Consider the following 18,133-nt stretch of genomic DNA (forward strand, 5'->3'; position numbering starts at 1 on the left):
TGAATTTACTCCTTTATTTTTTGTTGATATAGGGAAATAATGAAAATAATTAATTCCAAAAGTGACATAATCGTATGAGAGCAGACGACTTAATCCTATTTTCTCAAGTAATCGAACTGGGCAGTTTTAGTAAGGTTGCAGAAGCAAATAACCTTACAAATTCGGTAGTTAGCAAAAGAATGGCAAGGTTGGAGGAAGAGATAGGGGCGCAGCTATTATATCGAACAACGCGTAAATTGACCTTAACCGAAGCAGGTAAGGTGTTACTCCACAGTGCTAAAAATGTGAAGCAGGCCACTCAGGAGGCTATGGACGCTGTTGCAGGCTTTGGAGAGAATGTGAGCGGTCACATAAAAATGTCCGTGCCTTGTATCTCTGGAGATTTGATACTTGCTGATGCCGTTGCGGAATTTTGTAACCTTCATCCGGGTCTGACCGTGGACATGTCATTGGATAACCGCTTTGTCGATTTGGTGGCTGATGGTTACGATTTGGTCATTCGAACTGGCTACCTAGCCGATTCCAGTTTGATCGCACGACATATTCTCGATTCTCAATGGGTGGTGTGCGCGTCCCCCTCATATATCGCTAAAAATGGGAAGCCGATCGAGCCTATTGATCTCACCACGCACAATTGTCTGCAATACGCTTACCAAACCACAGGTGCAACAGATTGGGAGTTTAAAGGCGAAGACGGAAATTACATCATCAAAGTATCGGGCTGCTTTTCTACTGATAACGCGACCGCATTACGTAAAGCCGCTCTGGGCGGTCATGGTATAGCTTACGTCCCGCGATGCTTGGTGTATCACGATATTCGCAATGGTCAACTGGTGGATATTTTTCCTGAACTAGTGGGTAAAAAGTTGGGTATCTATGCGGTGTACCCGTTTACTCGTCAACCACCGAATAAAGTGAAACTGCTTATTGAGCACATTCGTGATCGTTACTTAACGATATCTCATTATTTCTAGGTTCTTCATAGATTTAAAACAATGTCGTTGAAATCAATATTGGGTGCTCTAAGGTAATCACCGCAATAAAACGATTGAAGATAAACAACTTAATAAAAACGACGGAGTAACACGGACGTTATGCATTACCCAAAAACACGTAAAGATTCTGTCGTGGACACTTACTTTGGCCACGACATTGCCGACCCTTATCGCTGGTTAGAAAATGATCGCAGCGAAGAAACCGCACAATGGGTTTCGGGTCAAAACTCGGTAACATTCGATTTCCTGGGTCAGATCCCGTACCGCCAACAAATCCGTGACTTGGTCGCGAACAGCCAAAACTACGAAAAATATTCCCAGCCATTTGTACGTGGTGACTACACCTATTTCTACAAAAACGACGGTTTGCAAAACCAAAGCGTATTGTATCGCCGTAAAGGCGAGGGAGAAGCCGAAGTCTTCCTTGACCCAAATACGTTCTCTGAAGAGGGCACGACCTCTCTTGGCGAAGTCAGCTTCTCGAAAGATTATCGTTTGGTCGCGTATTCCATCTCGGAAGGGGGCAGTGACTGGCGCAAGATCTTTGTTATTGATGCGGAAACCAAAGAACAGTTAGAGCCTGAGATTGTGGATGCGAAGTTTACGTCGATTTCTTGGCTGGGCAGCAAAGGCTTCTATTACTCAAGCTATGATAAGCCGCAAGGCAGTGAGTTATCTGCGCGAACTGAACATCACAAGCTTTATTATCATGAACTTGGTACACCTCAGTCTGAAGATAAAGTGATTTTCGGTGAGTTGGATACGCAGGTTCACCGTTATGTGTCTGGTACCACGACGACGGACGATCGCTTCCTCATTATTTCTGGCGCAGAATCCACATCGGGTAATCGTCTGTTTTATATCGATTTACAGTCTGAGTCCCAAGCGATTGTGACGCTTCGTGATACAACGCAAGGCGACACCTACTTGATTGATAGTCAAGACGAAACCTTGCTGCTTTACACCAACCTAGATGCGCCGAATGGCAAAGTTGTCAGCTACAACACCCGAACAGCGCAATGGATGGATGTGATTGCTGAACAAGAACAGCCGTTAGAAATCAGCAAAGGTGGCGGTTATCTGTTTGCGACTTATATGGTGGATGTACTTTCTAAAGTGCAGCAGTTTAACTACCAAGGTGAGTGGATTCGAGATGTTGAGCTGCCGGGAGAGGGCACGGCTTATGGTCTAGCGGGTAAAAAAGAAGAAACCACGCTGTATTACACCTTTACTAACTACGTGACGCCACCGACGATCTTCTCATTTGATGTTGAGTCTGGTGAATCGACGCTGTTTCAAGAATCAAAAGCGCCATTCGATCGCAGTGAGTATGAATCAAAACAGGTGTTTTACACCTCAAAAGACGGCACGCAAGTTCCGATGATCATCTCATACAAGAAGGGCATCGCACTTGATGGTAGGGCGCCAACCATGCTGTATGGTTATGGCGGTTTTAACATCAGCCTCACTCCGATGTTTTCTGGCAATGTGGCCAACTGGCTAGAATTGGGTGGCATTTACGCTGTCGCCAACATGCGAGGCGGCGGTGAATATGGTAAAGCTTGGCACAACGCAGGCACTCAGCAGCAAAAGCAAAACGTATTTGATGACTTTATTGCGGCGGCGGAATACCTGATTGAAAACGACTACACTAGCTCGGATCGCCTAGCGATTCGCGGTGGTTCTAATGGTGGTTTGTTAGTTGGAGCGTGTATGACGCAACGCCCTGAACTATTCAAAGTCGCGCTGCCTGCGGTTGGCGTGCTTGATATGCTGCGTTATCACACGTTTACTTCTGGAGAAGGCTGGAAGTATGACTATGGCACGTCGGAGCAAAGTGAAGCGATGTTCCAATACTTGCTTGGTTACTCTCCTGTTCACAATGTAAAAGAAGGCGTGCAATATCCTGCTACCTTGGTGACAACTGCTGATCACGACGACCGAGTTGTGCCAGCACATTCGTACAAGTTTATTGCGGAGCTGCAAGACAAGCAGCAAGGCGCTAATCCAGTATTAATACGCATTGATGTCAATGCAGGTCATGGTGCAGGGATGCCGCTGAGTAAGCAAATTGACCTCACCACAGACGTGTATGCATTTACGTTACATAATATGGGTATTGAGTCGATTTAATGCCCTAGTTACTCTCAGCTTCTGAGAATAAAAAATGCCGCGACACTGTCGCGGCATTTTTCATGGTTGGGGGAACTCAATTCATACTGTTTGCCAGTATGTGAGCCAGGTTGACTAAGTCTGACTCTTGAACCAACCAGTCTCGGCGGCCAAACCGAAAGGCAGCTACGCCATTCTTAAGACAAGATGAAATCATCACCTTTTCTTAATCCTAGCTTATGAATATGAAACTGTGATGAACCTAAGCCGCATTGTGCTGATTTTCACTGTTTTCAAGATCAAATGAGGCATCTATCAGTTTTTTCGTGTAGTCATTTTTAGGGTTTTGGAAAATATTTTCGGCTGTACCTTGTTCCATAACCTCGCCTTTTTGCATGACAAGAACACGATCAGAAAGGGCTTTGACGACTGATAGATCGTGGCTAATAAACAAGTAGCCAATGTTATGCTTTTTCTGCAAATCTTTCAGGAGATCAATCACAGTCAGTTGAACCGAGCGGTCCAATGCAGAGGTCGGCTCATCAAGCAGAATAAACGAAGGTTCAAGGATTAGTGCTCGCGCGATAGCAATACGCTGACGCTGGCCTCCCGAAAACTCGTGCGGATAACGGTTGATGGACGCGGGATCTAAGCGAACTTCTCGAAGCACGTCGCGTGCTTTCTGCATGCGTTCTTTTTTACTCAACATTGGCTGGTGGACAGTTAATCCTTCAGTGATGATCTCGCCGATAGTCATACGAGGAGAAAGCGAACCATAAGGGTCTTGGAACACCATCTGAACGTCTTTTTTCAGCTCAAAACGTTCTTTGTTTGTTAGCAAAGCCATATCTTGGCCTTTGTATTCGATTTTACCTGTGGATGGCAGGAGGCCTATCACTGCGCGGCCGAGGGTAGACTTGCCTGAACCGGATTCCCCAACAATCCCGAGTGTTTCTCCTTGTTTGAGCTCAAGAGAAATGCCTTTTACGGCTTCGAAGTACTCATTTTTACTGGCAATAAAATGCGGCTTTATCAAGAATTTGACTCGTATATCGTCAGCTTTTAATAGTTGTGTAGCACTCTCGCTAATAGGGTCCTTACTGCCTTTTGGAATAGAGTTGATCAGCATACGTGTGTATTCGTGCTTTGGGTCTTCGAAGAGTGTTTGCGTTTCGCCTTCTTCGACGACTTCCCCTTTACACATCACAATGACACGGTCGGCAAAGTGTTTTACAACGCCTAAATCATGAGTAATAAAAAGTATCGCCATGCCCATCTGAGCCTGAATTTCTTTAATCAGGTGCAGCACTTCTGCTTGAACCGTGACATCTAACGCGGTGGTTGGTTCGTCGGCAATTAAAATATCGGGTTCGTTAATCAGTGCCATTGCAATCATGATGCGTTGCAACTGACCGCCAGAAAACTCGTGCGGATATTTGCTGTACGCTTTCTCTGGCTCTGGCATGTGAACCAGTTCAAACAGCTCTAACACTCTCGCTTTGGCTTTCCATCTATCCACTGGACGGTGGCACATGATGGCCTCAGCGACTTGGATCCCCACCCGCATGTATGGATTCAATGAGGTCATCGGCTCCTGAAAAATCATACCGATACGATCACCGCGAATACTTTGCATTTCACGCTCCGTTTTATCCAAGATGGAGCTACCCTCAAACATGATGGATGAGTTCGTATGCAAAATAGCGTTGTCTGGCAATAGTTTCATCAGTGCATTGGTTGATACTGACTTGCCAGACCCAGACTCCCCAACGATGGAAAGCGTCTCGCCTGCTTTTAAATCGAAGCTAACATTCTTTACTGCATCGACGATCCCATCGTTTGTCGTAAAGCTGACCGATAGGTTATTCACCGAAAGAATGGTTTTAGAAGACATCACAGATCCTTGTGGTTGATAAAGCAAATGATACTCAAGCAATGGACAGCACAAACCTAGCTGGCCTCAATGCTTGGGCTTTAGATTAATTATAAAGGTGAGAAGGCGAAGACTTTGCCGAACTCATCGCTTGCAAATGCAAAAACTGCTCATGTGCGCGCGTCACATGGTCTAGCTCAATCATCCATTGAGCATTACGTTGAGCGGAGCAAAATGCCGCCATATGAGCTAACAAGTCTTCACTTTGTTGACCAAGTAAATGACCCACACGCTCAATAAGTTCATGATTCTCTAGTTGCAAGAATTGGAATAGTGCGTACGTTTGATTGAGTGTTGAAAAAGCATCGTGCTGCAATCCGAGTTTGTTGAGAATCTCCGATTGTGCGACGCACGCATCTCTCAGCCCGGTGATGAGACAGACAAACTGACAAGGTTTGGTTTGAGCATTTTCGAGCGCCGAATGAATGTGGCTCGGTAGATTGCTGAGTACATCGTCGTATAAACGATGTGCCTCGGGCCAGTGGCCTTGTTCCATCAATTGCTCTGCTTTCAAGTAGCGCATCCAGCATTGCTCAATATTCATGTCCATCTCCACAAGAGTTGATTTGTTTTGATATTAAATGAAATTGATTATCAATTGCAAGTGCGTATTGATATCACTTTTGTGCTCATAAAATGTCCAATCAAACTAGGGTGGAAGGTAAATCACTTAAAATTAAGCAAATAATCTCTACACTCAAATGACGAAAATAAGAAAAAAGGAAGTGGATATGGCAATACTAAGATTGGAAGCTAAGCAGCTATATTCTGTAGCAGATCTAGAGAATATGCCATGTAAGTCGACCAAGGAGTTACCTCCAATTGATGAGATTGTGGGCCAAGAGCGCGCGCAAAAAGCGGTCGAGTTTGCGATGTCCATCAAAGAGAAAGGGTATAACATCTACGCCATTGGTCAGAATGGGCTAGGTAAACGCACCATGATCCTGCGCTATCTGAATCGTCACCAGCACGATGCAGCAGCCTTGTTTGATTGGTGTTACGTTGCGAACTTTGAAGATACCCGTACACCCAAGGTATTGAAGCTGCCTTGTGGTATCGGGAATAAGTTACGTGTTGATATTGAAGCCTTAATGGGCAAACTACTGAATGCTTTACCCCTAGCGTTCGACAACGAAATGTACTTTAGCCGCGCTGAGCGATTAAAAAACCAATTAGCGGCGAAGCAACAAAACGAACTGGACCGCATTAGCCGAGAGGCAAAAGAGAAAGGCATTAGCTTGACGCTTACCACACAAGGCGATTATCAGTTTGTTGCCATGAATGGTGATGAGCTTCATACGGAAGAGTCTTTTGATGCACTAAGTAAGAAAGAGCAAGAGCAGTTCAGCGATGCCATTGATGAACTCGAAGTACGATTACGTTCGATGGTCCGTGAACTCACAGAGTGGGAAGAAACTTACAGCGACAAAATCAAAAAGCTTAATGATGAAGTGACGCTCGATGTGATTACTCACTTCATTAAAAAGCTCAAAGTGGATTACGCGGAATATTCTGAAATCAAAACGTACTTAACTGAGCTGCAAAAAGATATTGTTGAAAACGCAGATATCTTCCTTGATCAAAGTGGTGAGCAAGGCGAAATTGCGACGGCGTCGTTGGATAAAAAATTACCACGTCGTTATAAAGTGAACGTCTTGGTAAGCCGCAACAGCAGTGACTTTCCTATCGTTGTTGAAGAAAACCCCAATTACCATTCGCTCTTCGGTTCGATTGAGACAGCCACTTTCAAGGGAACCGTGTTTACCGACTTTTCGCTGATTCGTGCGGGGAGTTTGCATAAGGCGAATGGCGGCGTTCTGTTAATGGATGCACAGAAAGTGCTTGAGCAGCCTTACGTTTGGGATGGTTTGAAGCGCGCACTGCGTGCTCGTCAATTGAGCTTTACCTCCCTAGAAAAAGAAGTGACATTGACAGGGGCGGTATCACTCGATCCCGAGCCTATCCCGCTCGATATTAAAATCATTCTGTTTGGTGACTACCGAACTTATCAATTGCTGCAGCATTACGATCCAGAGTTCAGTGAGTTGTTCCGAGTGACAGCAGATTTTGAAGATGAGATGAAGCGAACGCCAGAGTCGGAACTGCACTATGCGCGCTTTATTTCTAGCGTCGTGAACGACAACAATATGCTGCACTGTGATAGAAAGTCCATGGGACGGATTATCGAATACAGTTCACGCTTGTCTGGTGATCAAACCAAGCTATCACTCCACTCTGCGAATATTGCGAATTTATTACGTGAGTCAAACTACGTTGCTCGTCAAGCCAACTCCAACATGATCCGTATCGGTCATGTGGAAGAGGCGCTCAAGAACCAAGAAATGCGAGTGAGCCGATTACGCGACAACGTGATGGAAACATTTGTTAACGGTACAACCTTGATTCGCACTGAAGGGAAGGCTATCGGTCAAGTGAATGCCCTCTCGGTATTAAGTACCAGCGACTACATGTTTGGCGCGCCGAATCGCATCACCGCGACGACGTGTTACGGCGATGGGGATGTTATCGATATCGAACGCAGTGTGGATTTGGGCGGCAGTATTCACTCTAAAGGCGTGATGATTCTATCGGCCTACTTGTCTTCCGTGTTTGGTAAAACGGCGCGAGTACCATTAACCACAACGATTACGTTTGAGCAATCTTATGGTGGTGTCGACGGTGATAGTGCCAGCATGGCAGAGCTATGTGCTGTGGTGTCTGCTTTTTCAAAGCAACCAAACCGACAAGACATTGCGATTACAGGCTCGATGAATCAGTTTGGTGAAGCTCAGCCGATTGGTGGTGTGAACGAAAAAATTGAAGGCTTTTACGATGTGTGTGTGATTAAAGGTCGTCATGAAGGGCAGGGGGTCATTATCCCGCAATCTAATGTTCATAACTTGATGCTCCGTTCCGACATCGTGAAAGCAGTAGAAAAAGGTGAGTTTAATATTTGGGCGATTGATCATGTCACTGAAGCCATCGAGCTGTTCACGGGGAAAGTCGCCGGTGAGCCAACCGATGAAGGTTCTTATCCAATAGATACGATTTTTGGCCTTGCTCAAGCTAAGCTCAATTCGTTGAGAAAATAGCCTAAAACCGCCCTAAATGTGAATGTATCTCATCATAAGTGATCATAATTCATCATGACGACAATATCCCGACACTACTGTCGGGATATTGTCAATAACAGATTGAAAATGGGGACTTTTTGTACTAGACAAAAGTGTGATCGACCTCTAATATTCGCCACTTGTTTATTCGTCTGGGAACTTTCCCGTCGCAAGGAAGCATAGATATTCAAATAACCGAAATGCAGCTTCAGTATTGAGAGTTGCTTGAGTTCGTTTGGATATAGGCATCACGCATACAACTGAGGTCCAGTCATGCAGTTATCACTGAAAAATTTGTCAGTACGAACGCAAATTTTGGTTCCGGTATTATTTACCGCGATTGTTTTGTTTATTGCTTTGTGGATTACTAAAAACAATCTTCAAGCTGAGCAAGATGTTATTGCTTCCAACCAAGAGTCTTTGGTTTTCCATAAAGACACTTTGGCGCGTATTGACGATGAAATTTATCCACTTCGTATTACAGCGGTTTACGCTATCTACGACGCTTCCCGTCGTGAAAATTTTCTTAATGAATTGAAAGAAGGCTTAAAGCAGGTTGAAGCAGATTTAAGTGCGATTGAATCTCGTAATCTGTTTCGTGAAGATGCGATTAAAGTTCGCCAAGCGATCGAAGCCTATGTTCGATATTCAGAGCGCTCAGTGGCTTTCTTTAACCAGTACGATCAAGGCTTGAAATCGGACAGTGAGTACCGTGCATTCATTAAAGAGTACCGTAATGTTGGCCGAGAAATGGTTCAACAAATCAATACTCTGTCGAAGCATGTGAATGACCAAGCAGAGCAGTCAACTATAAGAAGCCATCAACAGAATGAGCGTGTACAAAACAACGCTATGCTGACAGTTCTTGCGGTATTTGCGTTCTCATTGGTCGGGGCGTGGATCTTATCAGGCATGATTGTTACGCCTATTCAAAAACTTCAAGAAGTGATGCGTCAGTTGGCAATGGGCAACTTATCAGTTCGCGCAGATGTAGATGGTGATAACGAAATTGCGAAGCTGAGCAAAGATGTTAACCAAACAGCAGAACAGCTTTATAACACGGTCGACCAGCTTACTCGCATCAGTGAAGAGGTTGCATCGGCATCGACTGAGCTTGCCGCAGTAATGACGCAAGCAGAAGCGAATGCTCAGCTAGAGCTCGCTGAGATAGAACAAGTTGCATCGGCTGTTAATGAACTTGCTAGCACGGCAAACAACGTGAGCGATAATGCAACGTCTGCGGATTCGACAGCTCGCGAAGCTGATGGTCTTGCGCAATCAGGTCTGGCTATCTTCCAAGAGAGCGCAGAAGCAAGCGCACAGATGTCTCAGGCATTGAACGATGCAGCGCAAGTCGTACTGCGTTTAAAAGAGCAGTCGGTTCAGATCAACGACGTTATTGAAGTGATTCGCGGTGTCTCTGAGCAGACCAACTTACTTGCATTGAACGCTGCGATTGAAGCTGCGCGTGCTGGTGAGTCTGGTCGTGGTTTTGCGGTTGTTGCGGATGAAGTACGTATGCTCGCGGCACGGACTCAAGACTCGACTCAAGAGATCCAAACGATTATTGAAGAACTTCAAGCGCAGTCTGGGCTTGCGAATGACAGCATGCAAGTCAGCCTTGACATGCTCAGTCGTAACAACGAACTGACGCAACAAGCGAATGAGGCACTGGTTGGTATTACCGAGTCGGTAGCCAACATTAACGATTCAAACACGCAAGTGGCAACCGCAGCCGAAGAGCAGTCTCAAGTCACTCAAGACATCAACCGCAACGTGGTTAACATGTCTGAACTGGTTAACCAGAATGTGGCGGGTATCAGTCAAAGCGCAAGCGCGAGTACTGAGCTTTCATTACTTGCAGAGAAGCAGAAAGAGCAATTGAGCTTCTTTAAGCTTTAATTCGCTATTCGCCTAACAAAATGTATAAATCCCTGAGCTATTGCTTGGGGATTTTTTTGTTTGTGAGAAACTGATTTAAAATCAGGAAGTCTATCTAAAACAGTCATTTAGTGAAAATATTTTGCGAGCAAAATCACATATAATGAGATTGTTTTTACGTTTTTAGCGTCAATTTTTTTTTGACGCGAACGATTTTTTTACCTCAACCGATAACTTGATGGTTGAAAGGTATTCATATCGTCATTTTACTTGGTGTTTTCTTCTATAAGTGCTGTTTATTCAACGCGTTGCGTGAAAAATAACAGCTGCTACTATGCCGCCAGTTTTCTCGTTGGTACAGAAAAGTCCTGTTTTTCTGGTGAGAAAATACATATAAAACAATGATATGGAAAATAACAATGAAATTAAAAACTTTAGCTGTAGCAGTGGCGCTAATGGCATCAGGATCTCAAGTTGTCGCTTCAGAACTATACAACCAAGATGGCACTTCTCTTGAGATGGGCGGCCGCGCTGAAGCGCGTCTTTCTATGATGGATGGTAAGGCAAAAGACCGTACTCGCATCCGTCTTAACTTCCTAGGCAAACAGGAAATCAATGAAAACCTATACGGTGTTGGTTTTTGGGAAGGTGAGTTCGAAACAAAAGAAGAAGGTGCCGTAGATAACAACAGTGATCTTGAAACTCGTTACGCTTACGCAGGCCTAGGCGGTAAGTACGGTGAAGTAACTTACGGTAAAAACGACGGTGCATTATTCGTTCTTACTGACTTTACCGATATTATGGCTTACCACGGTAACACTGCAGCACTTAAGCTGCCTGTATCTGACCGTACAGACAACATGCTTTCTTACAAAGGCCAATTCGAGCAACTAGCTGTACGTGCTAGCTACCGCTTTGCTGACCGTACAACAGACGTGAATGGTTTTGCAGATAACAACGAAGATGGCTTCTCTCTATCTGGTATCTACGCATTTGCTAATACTGGCCTTGAACTAGGTGCTGGTTATGCAGACCAAAACGATAGTGATGAGTTCATGCTTGCTGCTGCATACTCTGTAGGTGATTTCTACTTCGCTGGTAACTACACAGGCGCAGACGTGGATGTTGCAGGTGAGTCTGCGGATTACAAAGGCTACGAACTAGCTGCATCATACACTATGGGTCAAACTGTATTTACTTCTACGTTCAACAAAGGTGAGCTAGAAGACGCAGATACTGTAGAAAACCTAGCTGTTGATGTTACTTACTACTTCAAGCCTAACTTCCGTGGCTACGCATCATACAACTTCGATCTAATGGATAACGAAGGCGCTGATGAAAAAGATGAGCTAGCGCTAGGTCTACGTTACGACTTCTAAGTCGAAACTGTTATCTAAGACTCTGCCTTATTCTTAGTAAACAAAACCCCTTACTTTACAGTAAGGGGTTTCTTGTTTTCCGGGTATCAAAACTGGCCGATGCTTGGTGCTCGTTATCAAAGCTACCTTTTTAGTGTGAGTTTAGTCCCATCAAATTTTAGGTGACTCAGGAGACTTTTAGCGTTGGTTTTACCAACCTCATCAAACTCCATTCCATAGCGAGCATGGTGTGTCGATTTTTGTAAGTTACAAATACGACCTCGCAATGGCGCGAGCATGTGGCTTTCACCGGGCATGGTTAGGTCCAATGAAACGCGATCACCAACCTGAAGTGGTCGGCTCATTGGTGATGTCACAAAGCGGCACCCACTACGAGATAAATCTCTTATCTCGCATTCAGTTCGATAGGCTTCTAAACAAACGCGCGCCCTCAAATTCACTTCGTAACGTACTTCTTTACGAAGCTGAAAGACCTGCATGGTGTTGGGTAGACTTAGCACCAAAATTGGATACGGGTCGCCGAGTCGGTGCTGCAATTGCGCCCGAAAAGGAATGACAGCACCTTCCCCTCGATGAGAGTACGCTTTTACATTGATCCAAAAGCCTTCTTGAAAATAGAATTTCAAGTCCTCATCGGAGATGTTCGGAACCTCTATCAATGCGGTATTATTTGAGTGACAGCCGACAAATGTGCTGGTTGTAATAAACTTGGTACCAACAGGTGTCGTGACGTTTAAACTTACTTCACTGCCATGTTCGACCATTGCCATTGCATCGGTGCTATTTAGTGTACTTGCCTGACGTTCGGGTGCCTTCTTGCTTTGCAGAGGTAGTTTGCCGTCTCTGGCAATAGGGCTCATATTTCTCATTATTATTGTCGTACCTGATTTGAGAAGGTAATGGCGTGAAGTGATAGAGCACTTCCGCATGGTGTTGATTCTATTCAGTGATATAGTTTGATTCAATCAATCCGTAACAAAAATTAGAGAGCAAGATATGCATAAAGTAACTCATGAAGTTGAAAACAACACATTTTGGGTTGATTTAGAACAAGGTTATAAAGCCAAGGTGGTTTATCAGCTTGAGAACAATGTCATGCACATCACATCAACCGTAGTTCCTGAAGCATTACGAGGTAAAGGGTACGGAAAAGTGATGATGGAAGCGGTATTGCCAGAAATTGAGGCACTCGGTTATAAAATCAAACCAGTCTGTCCATATGTCATTCATTATATGGAGAAAAACCAAGCGTGGTCACATCTGCTTGCATGATGATGAACGACAACCACCAACGTTACCAAAGCATTGGCCAGGAGCTAAAGCTCGGGAATTATCAATCGGTAGAAGTCATACAATCGCTATGGGGAGGCTATGGTGAGTTAGTCCGAGTTACTTATTCAACTTGTTCGGTGATCATTAAGCATGTAAAACTCCCTAAGCCTTCAGAGCATCCAAGAGGTTGGAATACTGACCGATCTCACCAAAGAAAGCTGCACTCTTATCAGGTGGAAGTGAATTGGTATACGCATTTTTCCAGAGAGGTGAGCACTCGCTGCCGAGTACCGCAAGGTCTAAAAACGTTCCAATCGGAGAATGAATGGCTCATCGTGATGGAAGATCTCGCCGAGGCGGGCTTTCCAAAAGTCATCACCGATGCAAAGCTAGAACATCTACGAGCCTGCCTTGCTTGGTTGGCGAACTTTCATGCGCGCTACATCGGTGTTCGCTCTGATAAGCTGTGGCATAGCGGCACGTATTGGCACTTGGCAACCAGACCCGATGAGCTTGAGGTGCTGCAAGACACCGAGCTAAAAAATGCCGCTCAATTAATTGATCAAACGCTTTCGCAAGCCAAGTTCAAGACGCTTGTACACGGTGATGCCAAATTGGCTAACTTCTGTTTTGATCGAGAAGAATCAAGCGTTGCTGCGGTCGACTTTCAATACGTTGGACATGGTTGTGCGATGAAAGACGTGGCACTGTTTATGAGTAGCGCCGTCAAGCCAGAACGTTGTGCAGAGATGGAAGTTTGGGTTTTGGACACGTATTTTGCTCAGTTGCAACAGGCGTTAATGGTTTATCAGCCGAATCTCGACCCCAATGAAGTCGAGCGCGAATGGCGTCCTTTGTTTGCGGTTGCGTGGGCTGACTTTCAACGATTTGTGAAAGGTTGGAGCCCCGATCACTGGAAGATCAATCCTTACACAGAAGCATTGACTCGCAGAGCGCTGGCTCACTTACGAAAGTGAGTAGAAGTTTAAAAAGAAAAGCCTCCAATTAGGAGGCTTTGATTTACTTTTTACTTGGCCTGATACGTGCCATGTAATAGGTATTGATGAACTCGCCATCTCGGAAGGAGCCATCAATCGCTTCGCCCTCAATTTGAAATCCATGCTTTTTGTACAGGCCAATGGCGGTCTCGTTGTCGGCATTAACTTCTAACTGGATGCGTCTTACATTCAACCAGTTATCCGCCAACTCGATGATGGTTTCAATTAACTTACTTCCCACGCCTAGGCCGTGAAACTGGTCGTGAACGCCAATACCAAACGCGGCCGTGTGCGCCGTTCTTGGACGCTGCGAGTGATGAAAGCCAATGTTACCCACTACTTTACCATCGATTTCAGCGACGTAGCTGTAAACGCCAGCGGGCATATTTGACAATCGTTCTACCCACATTGCGAGCGAAGGTTTTGGGAGTTGCAGGGTTTCACGTTGTGCTTTTGGTTGTGAATAGATTTCTACGAGTGCCGCTGCGTCTTCAACGGTTGTTGGACGTACGATAATTTCCATGCTTCTCTCCTTCGCTTTTTAGTATTAATTTTCAATCTAACCACAGTTCCTTATTTTGGATAGTATTTTTTTAAGTTTGAGAGATAAACACCTTTTAAATTAGGTTGTTATAGCGATGTTTTTCTAAATTTTAGTAGTCATTTATCTTTGAATTTAGCGAATAGATTGCAAAGGCGTTGAATTATTGTACTGAAAATGGCGTGCACGGCAGAGTATCGTGGTGAATTTCATGTTGGAGGAAATAAATGGAATTATTCAAACTGTGACGACGGCACTGTATATCAGTTGACTTGAATCAATTGAGGGTGGAGTTACCTCTTATGAGGTATGGGGAAGAGGTACGTTTAGCGCTATTTATGCTTAACTTGATAAAGGAGTTTCGTTGAGGAAATAGCATGAAATCCTCTCAGTCTAAAACATCGAACAGTCGGCGTCGATTTTTGCGTGATACTGTCCGAACTGCGGCAGGCGTTGGCGCAGCGGCGTGTGTGTTGGGCTTACAATCGCTGCAAAGCCAAGCTCGAGAAACGAAAGGTGTGCCTATTCGCCCACCCGGTGCTTTGCCAGAAGGCGATTTCGAATCAGCCTGTATTCGATGTGGCTTGTGTGTTCAAGCATGCCCTTACGACACATTGAAACTCGCGACATTACTTTCTCCTGTAGCCACTGGTTCTCCTTACTTTACTGCGCGCGATATTCCCTGCGAAATGTGCGAAGACATTCCTTGTGTTGTCGCTTGTCCGAGTGGGGCGCTGGATCCGAAACTAACCGATATTGATGATGCTCGAATGGGTACAGCGGTTCTTATTGACCATGAAACTTGCCTTAACTGGCAAGGGCTACGATGCGACGTTTGTTATCGCGTTTGTCCGCTGATTGATGAAGCCATCACATTAGAGATGGTTCACAACGATCGAACTGGCTATCACGCCAAACTTATCCCTACAGTGAATTCCGAAGTGTGTACCGGATGTGGCAAGTGCGAACAAGCGTGTGTGTTGGATGTCGCTGCTATTAAAGTCGTCCCGACGGATTTGGCGAAAGGCAAAGTGGGTAGTCACTACAATTTTGGTTGGAAAGAGATCGACAAACCACTCGAAAATATCCTCCCTAGTGAGACGCCTGTACCGGAAGGTGCGCTTGAATCGCTAAAAGGAGGTAAGTAATGGCAAAGAACTTAGCTCAAAATGCTGGCAAAGAAGCGGTTGAAAAGCTTGGCTGGTGGCGCGCGCATCGGTTTTTGATTTTACGCAGACTATGCCAGCTCACCATCATTGCGCTGTTTATGGCTGGGCCGACACTGGGAATTCTAACCGGTAACCTGTCATCAAGTATGTTGCTCGATGCAGTGCCGTTAAGTGACCCGTTAATTTTACTTCAAGCTTTGGCGACAGGGCATGTTCCGGAGTTTAATGCGCTGTTAGGCGTAGTGATTGTCGTGGTGTTTTACGCGATTTTAGCGCCGCGCGCATTTTGTGCGTGGGTGTGCCCGTTAAATATCGTGACAGATTTGGCGGCTTGGCTGCGCAGAAAGCTCAACATTAAAGCGAGCTATCGTTGGTCTCCTACTATTCGTTATTGGCTGATCCCTGTTTTGATGTTGGGTAGTGCGCTATCTGGCGCGATTCTTTGGACATGGTTAGATCCAGTGGCGGCACTGCATCGCGGATTGGTGTTTGGTATGGGCGCAGGTTGGGTGTTGATCGCACTGGTGTTCGTACTGGATTTACTCTTAGTTGAGCATGGGTGGTGTGGGCACTTATGTCCACTGGGTGCTACCTATGGCGTGATAGGCCGAAAAAGCCTGTTGCGCGTTACTGCTGTTCGCCGCGAAGATTGCACCAAATGCATGGATTGCTTTTACGTCTGTCCAGAACCTGAGGTGCTTCGACAACCATTGAAAGAGGGGGATCGTCGAGTTATGGATCAAAACTGCATCAGCTGTGGCCGCTGTTTGGATGTGTGTCCAGAACATGTGTTTGAATTTAAGAATCGTCTAACAGTAAAGAATATCGATTAAGTTACTGAGCCTCATCACTGGCGTTTCTACCTATTTCTCTCGATATTTCAACATCGCGCTTAGCCAAGGAATTGAGTGCGATGTTTATCTTCATAACAATATCCCTATGCCATATCTGCTTGGTTTGGGCTGAAAATAATAATGATATTGCGAATTTGTTACATTTGAAGCTATGATGATGCCTTCATATTTAAAGGAAACATCATGACTACCTCATCGCAAGGCTGGAGAACGCCGCAAAATTTCCTCCTGTTAATTTCCATTATCGTGCCCATTGCTTTTTCTACCTGGATGGCGTTGTTGAACAACTTTGTTATCGAGAAAGCGAACTTTGATGGCGCTGATATCGGTTTACTTCAAAGTGTTAGGGAAGTACCTGGCTTTCTCGCTTTCACCGCGGTATTCGTTTTACTTTTTATCCGTGAACAACGCTTTATGCTCGTCTCTTTGGCGATGCTTACGCTTGGTACGGCATTAACAGGTTATTTTCCCACTTTGTACGGTCTACTTTTTACCACCTTGTTAATGTCCACCGGTTTCCACTACTTTGAAACACTAAAGCAGTCTTTGTCTTTACAATGGCTATCGAAAGAAGAAGCCCCGGAAATGCTGGGTAAATTTATTTCTGTTGGGGCTTTGGCTTCTCTGTTTACCTACGGCGCCATTTGGGTTTCGCTCGAACAGCTCAAACTTGATTTTAAAACGGTCTATTTAATGGCTGGTGGTTTAGGTTTTGTGCTCATTTTGTTGATGGCATTTGCCTTCCCACAATTTAAGACAAAAGTTCCTCAGAATAAGAAGCTCATCCTGCGTAAACGTTACTGGTTATACTATGCGCTTACGTTTATGAGTGGAGCACGCCGTCAGATTTTCACGGTATTCGCTGGCTTCTTGATGGTAGAGAAGTTTGGCTACTCCGCCGCAGACATTACGTTGTTGTTTTTGATCAACTATGTCTTTAACTTCTTGTTTGCGAAGCGAATAGGCCGTTTTATCGGCGTTGTTGGTGAGCGTAAAGCGCTGATGTTTGAGTACGTCGGTTTGATCTTCGTATTCGTCGGTTATGGTTTGGTGCAAACCGCGGAGTGGGCTGCTGCATTGTATGTTGTCGACCATTTGTTCTTCGCGCTAGCGCTTGCTATCAAAACCTACTTCCAGAAAATTGCCGATCCTGCCGATATGGCGTCGACCGCGGGCGTTGCGTTTACGATTAACCATATTGCGGCGGTTGTAATACCTGTTACGTTTGGTGTCATTTGGCTTGTTTCACCTGCGAGCGTATTTTACATCGGCGCTGGTATGGCAGCAGTGAGCTTGCTGTTGTCACTCAATATTCCAGCGAAGCCGGAAGAAGGCAACGAAACTCGCTTGTTGAAGTGGAGTTAAGTTGGCACTCACTATCTAATCATTAAAGCGAATACCTGTAATTAGACTCGCTAAAAAGGGTGCTTATGCGCCCTTTTCTTTTTATTGCAAATAGATAATCCCTCCAATGGTTGTCAATGCATGCCACGTCCGTTAGGGTTTAGAACTAAGTATTTCGAAATAACTTGGGCATAACTGACGCGAAACAATAAGAGGGGAGCTATACAGTGCAGATACATGGCAGAGAGTTGGATTTAGATCTAGGAAGCCGTCACATCGTTATTCAGCGCCGCTATGAGGCGTTAGGTGCTGCAAACGACCTACTCATTGCTATTTGGTTTTTAATTGGTAGCTTTTTCTTTTTGAATGATTCGTTGATTGAAAGTGGTACTTGGCTGTTCATCGTAGGCAGCGCGCAGTTGATCATTAAGCCCCTGATAAAACTGATGAGTTTAGTTCATGTTGGTCGCTTAAATAAGCAACTTTCTGGCACATCAACGAGCCGCTGAGATTACACGCCTATTTTGAGCACCTGCAAGCAA

15 protein-coding genes are annotated in these 18,133 nt (G+C 45.0%); 11 read left to right on the forward strand and 4 right to left on the reverse strand.

The window, feature by feature from the left end; translation table 11 throughout:
* Positions 1-74: 74 nt before the first annotated feature.
* Positions 75-974, forward strand: coding sequence for a LysR family transcriptional regulator (locus ACHFJ9_RS06430; protein WP_193447771.1), 900 nt, complete (start codon positions 75-77; stop codon positions 972-974).
* 120 nt (positions 975-1,094) lie between these two features.
* A complete protein-coding gene (locus tag ACHFJ9_RS06435) occupies positions 1,095-3,128 on the forward strand; it encodes a prolyl oligopeptidase family protein (protein WP_395354332.1) in 2,034 nt (677 codons plus the stop codon).
* 241 nt (positions 3,129-3,369) lie between these two features.
* On the opposite strand, the gene ACHFJ9_RS06440 is transcribed toward ACHFJ9_RS06435, so the two are convergent.
* Both ACHFJ9_RS06440 and ACHFJ9_RS06445 read right to left on the reverse strand, forming a co-directional pair.
* Positions 3,370-5,001, reverse strand: coding sequence for an ABC transporter ATP-binding protein (locus ACHFJ9_RS06440; protein ID WP_395354334.1), 1,632 nt, complete (start codon positions 4,999-5,001; stop codon positions 3,370-3,372).
* A gap of 85 nt (positions 5,002-5,086) precedes the next feature.
* Complete coding sequence (locus tag ACHFJ9_RS06445) at positions 5,087-5,584, reverse strand: hypothetical protein (protein ID WP_395354336.1); 498 nt, start codon at positions 5,582-5,584, stop codon at positions 5,087-5,089.
* A gap of 187 nt (positions 5,585-5,771) precedes the next feature.
* On the opposite strand from ACHFJ9_RS06445, the gene ACHFJ9_RS06450 reads away from it, so the two are divergent.
* The 3 genes from ACHFJ9_RS06450 (at position 5,772) to ACHFJ9_RS06460 (ending at position 11,413) form a co-directional block, all read left to right on the forward strand.
* Entirely contained in the window at positions 5,772-8,132 is a 2,361-nt protein-coding gene (locus ACHFJ9_RS06450) for a Lon protease family protein (RefSeq protein WP_005394880.1), read from the forward strand.
* A 294-nt stretch (positions 8,133-8,426) separates the two neighbouring features.
* Positions 8,427-10,055, forward strand: coding sequence for a methyl-accepting chemotaxis protein (locus tag ACHFJ9_RS06455; protein WP_258635268.1), 1,629 nt, complete (start codon positions 8,427-8,429; stop codon positions 10,053-10,055).
* 398 nt (positions 10,056-10,453) lie between these two features.
* Complete coding sequence (locus tag ACHFJ9_RS06460) at positions 10,454-11,413, forward strand: porin (protein WP_104972902.1); 960 nt, start codon at positions 10,454-10,456, stop codon at positions 11,411-11,413.
* Between the two features lie 122 nt (positions 11,414-11,535).
* Here ACHFJ9_RS06460 and ACHFJ9_RS06465 read toward each other — a convergent pair whose 3' ends face one another.
* Complete coding sequence (locus tag ACHFJ9_RS06465) at positions 11,536-12,282, reverse strand: flagellar brake protein (RefSeq protein WP_043884593.1); 747 nt, start codon at positions 12,280-12,282, stop codon at positions 11,536-11,538.
* Between the two features lie 127 nt (positions 12,283-12,409).
* Between ACHFJ9_RS06465 and ACHFJ9_RS06470 the strand changes: the two genes are divergently transcribed.
* Together ACHFJ9_RS06470 and ACHFJ9_RS06475 are read left to right on the forward strand one after the other, a co-directional pair.
* A complete protein-coding gene (locus ACHFJ9_RS06470; protein WP_182033283.1) occupies positions 12,410-12,685 on the forward strand; it encodes a GNAT family N-acetyltransferase in 276 nt (91 codons plus the stop codon).
* Between the two features lie 2 nt (positions 12,686-12,687).
* A complete protein-coding gene (locus ACHFJ9_RS06475) occupies positions 12,688-13,662 on the forward strand; it encodes a phosphotransferase (protein ID WP_395355347.1) in 975 nt (324 codons plus the stop codon).
* 43 nt (positions 13,663-13,705) lie between these two features.
* Here the strand turns inward: ACHFJ9_RS06475 and ACHFJ9_RS06480 are convergent, their stop codons facing one another.
* Positions 13,706-14,206 (reverse strand): GNAT family N-acetyltransferase, encoded by a 501-nt coding sequence (locus ACHFJ9_RS06480; protein ID WP_164665886.1) that lies wholly within the window; start codon positions 14,204-14,206, stop codon positions 13,706-13,708.
* Between the two features lie 395 nt (positions 14,207-14,601).
* Here ACHFJ9_RS06480 and napG point away from each other — a divergent pair, with 395 nt between their 5' ends.
* The 4 genes from napG (at position 14,602) to ACHFJ9_RS06500 (ending at position 18,100) form a co-directional block, all read left to right on the forward strand.
* Positions 14,602-15,372 carry a ferredoxin-type protein NapG gene (gene napG / locus ACHFJ9_RS06485; protein ID WP_256955552.1) on the forward strand — a complete coding sequence of 257 codons (771 nt, stop codon included), beginning with the start codon at positions 14,602-14,604 and terminating at the stop codon, positions 15,370-15,372.
* A complete protein-coding gene (gene napH, locus ACHFJ9_RS06490; protein ID WP_047009578.1) occupies positions 15,372-16,226 on the forward strand; it encodes a quinol dehydrogenase ferredoxin subunit NapH in 855 nt (284 codons plus the stop codon). The genes napG and napH overlap by 1 nt, the downstream gene beginning before the upstream one ends.
* Before the next feature lie 204 nt (positions 16,227-16,430).
* On the forward strand, positions 16,431-17,612 hold the full coding sequence (locus ACHFJ9_RS06495; protein ID WP_053808303.1) for an MFS transporter: 1,182 nt from the start codon (positions 16,431-16,433) through the stop codon (positions 17,610-17,612).
* A 206-nt stretch (positions 17,613-17,818) separates the two neighbouring features.
* On the forward strand, positions 17,819-18,100 hold the full coding sequence (locus ACHFJ9_RS06500) for a YrhK family protein (RefSeq protein WP_053808304.1): 282 nt from the start codon (positions 17,819-17,821) through the stop codon (positions 18,098-18,100).
* The last annotated feature ends 33 nt before the right edge of the window (positions 18,101-18,133 follow it).

The sequence above is a fragment of the Vibrio sp. D3 genome, from assembly GCF_043995865.1.
Lineage (GTDB): Bacteria > Pseudomonadota > Gammaproteobacteria > Enterobacterales > Vibrionaceae > Vibrio > Vibrio diabolicus.